Origin of the sequence: Acinetobacter legionensis (assembly GCF_048552295.1) — a bacterium.
Taxonomy (GTDB): Bacteria; Pseudomonadota; Gammaproteobacteria; order Pseudomonadales; family Moraxellaceae; genus Acinetobacter.
The window spans coordinates 1-2,669 of the sequence record NZ_JBIMCW010000061.1 but is presented as its reverse complement, the minus strand read 5'-3'; the positions used below and the strand labels follow the sequence as shown (position 1 = coordinate 2,669).

3 protein-coding genes are annotated in these 2,669 nt (G+C 32.5%); 2 read left to right on the top strand and 1 reads right to left on the bottom strand.

From position 1 onward, the window contains the following. The first annotated feature begins 229 nt into the window (after nt 1-229). Together ACG916_RS21420 and ACG916_RS21415 are read left to right on the top strand one after the other, a co-directional pair. Nucleotides 230-580 carry a DUF4124 domain-containing protein gene (locus tag ACG916_RS21420; protein WP_419329161.1) on the top strand — a complete coding sequence of 117 codons (351 nt, stop codon included), beginning with the start codon at nt 230-232 and terminating at the stop codon, nt 578-580. A gap of 295 nt (nt 581-875) precedes the next feature. Beyond that, nucleotides 876-1,310: a hypothetical protein gene (locus tag ACG916_RS21415; protein ID WP_419329163.1), complete on the top strand. Its 435-nt coding sequence runs from the start codon at nt 876-878 to the stop codon at nt 1,308-1,310. A 258-nt stretch (nt 1,311-1,568) separates the two neighbouring features. On the opposite strand, the gene ACG916_RS21410 is transcribed toward ACG916_RS21415, so the two are convergent. Beyond that, nucleotides 1,569-2,567 (bottom strand): hypothetical protein, encoded by a 999-nt coding sequence (locus tag ACG916_RS21410; RefSeq protein WP_419368215.1) that lies wholly within the window; start codon nt 2,565-2,567, stop codon nt 1,569-1,571. Nucleotides 2,568-2,669: the final 102 nt, after the last annotated feature.

Below are 2,669 nucleotides of genomic sequence, written 5' to 3'. Positions count from 1 at the left end.
GCCATAAAATACTCCATATATTGATGTTTATAACATCATTTGGGGAGCAAAATATCACTTATAAGTGTTGTTCAAATTTCCTGATCCACCTCTATAAAAACCTACTCGGGTGAGTGGTTTTATAAGTAGTAAAGTTATTAAATTTAATGCTCTAATCTTAGAGGAGCTATAGACTTGCAAAAATATTTAAATTATTTTTACTTTAGATAATTATTAAATTGAGGTGCGCATGAGTGTATTACAGAAAACGTTAAAGATTAGTTTTATACTTTTTTCACTTTATAGCACAACGCTTTATGCCAAAAACATTTATAAATGGATAGATGATAAAGGGAATGTAAAATACTCTCGTCAAGTACCCCTTGATGGTCAAGAAGTAGGTAGGATAGATGACATAAAAAAGATTGTTGCCTATCGAGCCAGACCTAATACGACTATGCCAACAAAAGAAGCAATGGAAAAAGCTAGGGAGTTAAAATTAGCCAAACTAGATCAAAAAAGTACTCCTGACACAATAAATCCAATTAAGGCTCCTGATAGTACTTGTCTGCAAATAGATGGGCAAAAGAAATGTAATTAATGCGATGTTAAAAAGCCACTTTAGTTGTGAAAAATGAGTGTGATTGCTTGACAGATTTTTATTTTAGCAATAAAGCCCTATTTAAGAGCCTTTTTTTTCGCATCATTCAAAGCGCTACACTCATTGTATTTAGCAACTGTATCAATAACCCAAAGTGTAATTTCTTTGCCCTGCCCTGACTCCAATTTAAGAAGTTTAGGGCAAGGTATAATTCGGTTGGTGATATGATAAATTATCTAAATTTACGCATAAGGTGTATTGTGTTAATTTTAGAAAAAATTAAAGAAGAAAAATTATGTGCGAGTGCCAATTTGTAGCAGATTTTTTTGTATTTACAGATAGTTTCACAGAGATTTTTAGTCCTGAGTCTAATGGACAACAAAGCTATCCTAGATTTTTTTTGGAAGATTACCCATGTGAAAATGTAAATCCAAATTTTGATTATGATATTAATTATTATACCTGCTCAGAATGCTTACAAGATTGGTATTTTGAATGTACTCCAGTTGAAAATACATATCCTAATTTTGGAATTAAAATACAAGATATTGGTCTTCAATTATCAGAAAACAAAATTAATAGCATTAAACAATTTTTAATTGTCTTAGCTCACGAGGGTTTTTCTAAAAGTAAATGTGCTTATTCAGAATGTGTGAATTATGCATTACAGGGTAGAAAGATATGCGTTAATCATTTTGAACCAAAGTTTTTGTTCAATCACTCCATTTAACATAATGGTCATTAAGTAAATTACCCCTCACTCAGAGGGACACGTTTCAATCAATCTTTCTGCATCAGTTGAGCATCAATTAGATGGTTTCGTTGGAAGTATTGAATTGAGTACGATCGATATCTGAAGGAAAATGTTGATTTTTAAAAAGCCCTATTTTATTTAAAAATAAGGCTTTTAATTATTGATTTTTATGGGTTAATTTAGATTATTCTCTAATCAAAACTTTTTTCATCATCTAGCATTTAAAAAATATAGCTATTCAAATGTATGATTAGTTATTAAGTTTGTACGAATAAATAAAGGGGTAGTAATCCCTGTTGTGATAACTGGCATTTTTATTGTTCCGTCTGTAGTAACAATGCAATTGCCGTAGTTGATATTATTTAAACTTACAACACTCGCCACAGTATCCAAACGAATTCCTCCAAATGTAGGAATTGTGATTGATGTATTAGCATCAGTAGTTGTCATGTCATTTGGTGTAATTTTTATCACAATCTCAACTATGCGACCCGATCTTGTAAACAGTGCAATCACTGAGGGAGGATTAGCTGCGAGAAAACCATTTAATGTTGCTGTAAAGGTATCATCAATCACATTATCACCAGTTAAGAGCAAGCAATTTTGCTTCCAATCTGATGAACCGCCTATATTTTTTGGTAAGTTAGGTCGATAGATATTATTTACTTCAACAAGACCATTAACACTATCTGAATAAATATCAAAATAAGCATTGGGGTTACTTATTGATACGGGATTACTTACTCTAATATTTGCATTGTATCCAAAATTACCATCAATGTATAAAAGCGCGCCAAAGAAACCCAAATTTGCTGCACCATATGGACTTATATACTGAATATTAGAACTACCACGCTTTACTGTGAACACACCTAATTCATTAGCTTCACCAGCACAGCTAAGATAGGTCATGCTCTTTGTATCTTCAGCAATATATCCAAAACTTGGTGAGCCTTCACTTGCGCAGTTCTGATATAAACAATACTGTGATTGATAAGAGAAAAAATATCCTCCTTGCTGATAACAGTTAATATGGTTAATTGAGGTACAAGCGGACATAATAGCTGTTGCACGGCCTCTCAGCATATTAAATTCACAGTTCTCAACTGTTCCCATAAACGCACAATCGTTACCATCTGTTTTTCCAAATAAAATACCAGTAGAACTTGCACCGTTAGTGTTTTTAACTGTCAGATTACTAATTTTGAAACAATCTAACGTTGTAACCCACATTGTTGTAGAGGTGGTCCCACATGTTTGAACAACTAAAAGCTTATTTATAAGTGATACTCTGCTCTAGTTAAGCTACCTTATTTTGTTGTGGTAGCTGGTCAT

Coding starts and splice junctions, on each gene's coding strand:
- ACG916_RS21410 (WP_419368215.1), bottom strand. CDS start 2,567: ATGTGGGTTACAACGTTAGATTGTTTCAAAATTAGTAATCTGACAGTT.
- ACG916_RS21420 (WP_419329161.1), top strand. CDS start 230: ATGAGTGTATTACAGAAAACGTTAAAGATTAGTTTTATACTTTTTTCA.
- ACG916_RS21415 (WP_419329163.1), top strand. CDS start 876: ATGTGCGAGTGCCAATTTGTAGCAGATTTTTTTGTATTTACAGATAGT.